The organism is Roseibium sp. (genome assembly GCF_025698965.1).
GTDB lineage: Bacteria > Pseudomonadota > Alphaproteobacteria > Rhizobiales > Stappiaceae > Roseibium.
Genome location: NZ_JAILWL010000535.1, coordinates 1 through 4211, shown reverse-complemented (window position 1 = coordinate 4211; position 4211 = coordinate 1). Strand labels below are relative to the sequence as shown.

Annotated in this window: 5 protein-coding genes; 2 read left to right on the top strand and 3 right to left on the bottom strand. The window is 55.7% G+C overall.

From position 1 onward, the window contains the following. The 3 genes from K5905_RS28865 to tldD all read right to left on the bottom strand — a co-directional run. The coding region (locus K5905_RS28865; protein ID WP_297590896.1) for a monovalent cation:proton antiporter-2 (CPA2) family protein at positions 1–869 on the bottom strand (869 nt) is incomplete at its 3' end. A 250-nt stretch (positions 870–1119) separates the two neighbouring features. Further along, a complete protein-coding gene (locus tag K5905_RS28860; RefSeq protein WP_297590894.1) occupies positions 1120–1734 on the bottom strand; it encodes an HAD-IA family hydrolase in 615 nt (204 codons plus the stop codon). 23 nt (positions 1735–1757) lie between these two features. Further along, entirely contained in the window at positions 1758–3182 is a 1425-nt protein-coding gene (gene tldD, locus K5905_RS28855) for a metalloprotease TldD (RefSeq protein WP_297590893.1), read from the bottom strand. 512 nt (positions 3183–3694) lie between these two features. Here tldD and K5905_RS28850 point away from each other — a divergent pair. Continuing rightward, on the top strand, positions 3695–3922 hold the full coding sequence (locus K5905_RS28850) for a hypothetical protein (RefSeq protein ID WP_297590891.1): 228 nt from the start codon (positions 3695–3697) through the stop codon (positions 3920–3922). A gap of 104 nt (positions 3923–4026) precedes the next feature. Then, on the top strand, positions 4027–4211 hold a 185-nt coding region (locus K5905_RS28845; protein WP_297590899.1), incomplete at its 3' end, for a DUF2093 domain-containing protein.

The following is a 4211-nucleotide window of genomic DNA, read 5'->3' as shown; positions in this document are numbered from 1 at the left end:
ACATCCAACGACATGCCGACAGCAACGAAAAACAATCCCATCAACAAAGACCGGAACGGCTCTATATCCGCTTCCAGCGTGTGACGGAAACTGGATTCGGCAAGAAGAACCCCAGCCAGGAACGCTCCCAACGCCATTGATAGCCCGACGGAATGCATGATGCCGGCACTGCCAAGAGCAACCAGCAGCGCCGCAGTCAGCATCACTTCCCGCGCTCGGCTGGCGGCGAGAAACAGGAAAATCGGAGAAATAAGATAGCGTCCGGTAACCACAACCGCTGCAACTGCTGCGGTCACGAGCAGGATTTCGCTGACAATCTCCGTTGTGGTTGAAGGACCCTCCCCTGGCGCAAGTATGGCGACCATTGCGAGGAGCGGCACAATGGCGATGTCCTGAAGGAGCAAGATACCGAAGGCTCTTTGACCGTAGGCAGACGACAGCTGGCCGCGCTCCTGCAGGATTTGCAGCGCAAAGGCGGTTGAAGACAAAGCGAGACCGAATCCCGCGACCAACGCTGTCGAATTCGGCATGCCTGCAAGCCGTGCGACTGAGAAAAGGCACAATCCGGTGAAGACGACCTGGGCTGTTCCGAGACCGAAAATGTCGCGTTTCATGCGCCAGAGTTTTTGCGGGTCGAGTTCGAGGCCGATCACAAACAGCAGAAGAACAACCCCCAGTTCCGCGACGTGGAGCACATCTTCTCCCGACCCCAAAAGCTGAAGTCCGTGTGGCCCGATGGCCGCACCGGCTGCAAGATATCCGACCACCGAGCCAAGACCCAGCCGTTTGGCGATTGGCACTGCCACAACCGTGGCTGCAAGAAACACAATCGATTCAGCAAAAAACGGAGGCGCGCCCTCTGTGGCCATTCCCTCTCCTTTGCAACAAGCCCCATTTTCTCTTCTCACCTGGAAAAGAGAATTGATTCTATCTTATCAAAGAATAGCGCTCCAATACGGGACAATGCCAGCGAAGGCGAAGATGTGACCGCCTTTCCCGTTCAAATAACGAGATCTCTTCTGAACGTCGCGAATAATCGATAATTACAGGCTATGGATTGTCGATTTGTAGCCTGAGGCTACACAAGCTTCATGCGATGCACCCTTGCCAGGCGCATTTTCAAATCAGATCGTTTTCCTTCAGAAAGGCACTGAAGCTCTCAACCGTGGTGTAGACATGACCGGAGAGACCAGCCTCTTCGGCCCCTGACACATTTTCCGACTTGTCATCGACAAAGGCGGTTTCATCCGTCCGATAGCCGTATTTTTGGCAGATCAGGCGATAGACCTGCGGATCCGGTTTGCGCGACCTGAATTCTGCAGAGACGTGCGCCTTGTCACCGAAGATCTCGATCAATTCCGGAGCGCAGATTGGCAGGGATGCCTTCAGCATCATGCCATTGTTGGTCAGCATCGCCACATCCGCTTTCTGCTTGATCTGGCGAACCAACTCCAGGACTTTCGGTCTTGCCCGCATCATCCGACGCCGAATGTTGGCCCAGGTGCCGAAGTCTATGGGATAGTCGAGCAACTTGGCATACTGGGCGAGATACTCTTCCGCGGTACCCGGATTTCCCGCCTCAGCCTCGTTTTCGTGCGGCCCGCCCCATACCGCGGCATCGATTTCGGCAGCGGGACGGCCAGTCAGGTCTTGCAACAGCTTGAGGCGGACCTGATGGTCATAGTCGTAAAGCACTTCGTCCATATCGAAGACGACAAAACTTATCTTCGGCATCACAGCCCCCGTGGGCATGGAAATCAGACGGCGGTCCCGCCAATCGTCAGTTCATTGATGCGCATCGACGGCTGACCGACACCGACCGGAACGCCTTGACCCTGCTTGCCGCACGTACCCATGCCCGGATCGAGCTTCATGTCATTGCCGATCATGGTCACCCGCGTCAGCGCGTCCGGGCCATTGCCGATCAGCATCGCACCCTTGACCGGGGCGCCGACCTTGCCGTTTTCAACCCGGTAGGCTTCGGTGCAGGAAAACACAAATTTGCCCGAGGTAATGTCAACCTGACCGCCACCAAACGACACGGCATAGATGCCGTCCTTCACCGAAGAGAGAATTTCCTCCGGATCCTTGTCGCCGGACATCATCACCGTGTTGGTCATGCGCGGCATTGGAATATGAGCATACGATTGGCGCCGTCCGTTGCCGGTCGGCTCCATCCCCATCAGACGGGCATTCTGCCGGTCCTGCATGTAACCTTTCAAAATACCGTCTTCGATCAGAACCGTCCGGCTGGCCGGCGTGCCTTCATCGTCAACAGTCAGGGAGCCGCGCCGGTCCGGAATGGTGCCGTCATCGACAATGGTGACACCGGGCGCGGCGACCCGCTCTCCCATCAGGCCGGCAAAGGCAGAGGTCTTCTTGCGGTTGAAGTCACCTTCAAGCCCGTGGCCGACCGCTTCATGAAGGAGAATTCCCGGCCAACCCGAGCCAAGAACCACATCAAACGCGCCGGCAGGTGCCGGTACCGCTTCCAGATTGACCAGGGCCTGACGCAGGGCTTCATCAACCCCGCCTTGCCAATTCTCAGTGGTGATGAAACGTTCAAAGCCTTCCCGGCCACCGCAGCCGAAGGAGCCGCTCTCCTGGCGCTCGTCGGTTCCGGCAACAACGGAAATACTCATGCGTACCATTGGTCGGACATCGCGCACCAGATGACCATCTGCCCGTAGAATTTCGACCACCTGCCAGGAACCTGCAAGTGACGCAGAGACCTGACGGACACGCGGATCTTTCGCCCTGGCATAGGCATCGATCTCCTGCAGAAGCTTGACCTTGTCCTCAAAGCTTGGGCCACCAAGCGGGTTGGCATCGGTATAGAGGGAGAGGTTTGTGCGCGTCGGAGCGGCTGCATAGCTGCCGGAATAGCCCTTTTTGACAGCTCCAACCGCATCAGCTGCCCGCTTCAAGGCCCCTTCGGAGATGTCACCGGCATGTGCATAACCGGCAGCCTCACCCGCAACAGCCCTGAGGCCGAAACCCTGAGCCGTATCGTAATTGGCCCCTTTCAGGCGGCCATTGTCGAAAACAAGGCCTTCGGTCTGCCGGTATTCAACAAACAACTCACCATCGTCAGCCCCCGACAAAGCGTCTTGCGTGATCCGCTTTGCGGTTTCCAGTCCGAGGCCTGAAGATTCAATGAGATCGGTCGTCGAGAGGGTCATTTTCACGTCCTGATTACGCCCTTCATTTGAATGGGCTCAATTTCTCCGCCTGTACCGGCGCTAAATTCATTCGCTTCTTCCTCAACATAAGCCTTTTGTGCCGTATTTCACCTTAAAAGCTGGAAATTCCACTTGTGAAAAATTAAACCTGAATATAGTACTCAAGTTAATCAGCCCCCTACGGTCTGAACGTCAGCAGGGTCCCTCCTCGGCCTTGCCAGCTTCCTCTTTAAAGAAAAATCAAGAACAGCCGCAGTGGGCGCTCGCGGCTCTGAACGATTTGCGCATATGTCCAAGCCTCATCGACCAGAAACAGGTACGACCATAACTTCCTTTCATGCCAGGGCTGCCGCTCGGGGTGACGGTCTTCATCCGCGGCTTTTGGAAGCTCTTGCCAAATCGGGTTCGGTTTCGGGACCGCCTGCCCCCAACGAACAAAATGACAAGAATGTCGTCAGAATTGACTTCGGCAAACGCGTCTCAGTTTCCAGCTGCCGCCGGGAACTGGGAAAATGAAGTCGGTTCTCGTTGCCATGCATCTTGTCGCTTGTCAGCCTGATCTTCTGATTTGCGAGGATATGTCCGTAAATGCAAAACGCTGGTCAGATATCGAAACATGTCGCCAGGACCGGGATGCAGAAATGTACCGTTTGAAACTGGATTTGCCGGATTGGGCCATCGTCATGTCACGCTGCCGATATCTCATTGGCCGGGACCAGAGATCGCCACAGATTTTCTGACGACCGGGGTCAACTTGATCACGCAATGACTTGCCCGAATGGCTCAATTTGCCGTAAAAGAGGATCTTAGAACCGACAAAGCAAACAGACCAAATCCGGCGATCATGAACCGTTACGAAAATCCGCGCATTCCAAGCGAAGCCCGTGTCCGTTATCTGGACGGCGATTACCAGGTGGAGACACCAGGCACATTCGTACGGTGTTCAGTTACCGGAACGGCTATTCCGCTCGACGAGCTGAAATACTGGTCGGTTGAACGCCAGGAAGCCTATGTCGATGCAAAGGCGTC

What these genes read in the sequence shown, in the direction of transcription:
- tldD (WP_297590893.1), bottom strand. Translation starts at nt 3,182, where the DNA reads ATGACCCTCTCGACGACCGATCTCATTGAATCTTCAGGCCTCGGACTG.
- K5905_RS28860 (WP_297590894.1), bottom strand. Translation starts at nt 1,734, where the DNA reads ATGCCGAAGATAAGTTTTGTCGTCTTCGATATGGACGAAGTGCTTTAC.
- K5905_RS28850 (WP_297590891.1), top strand. Translation starts at nt 3,695, where the DNA reads ATGAAGTCGGTTCTCGTTGCCATGCATCTTGTCGCTTGTCAGCCTGAT.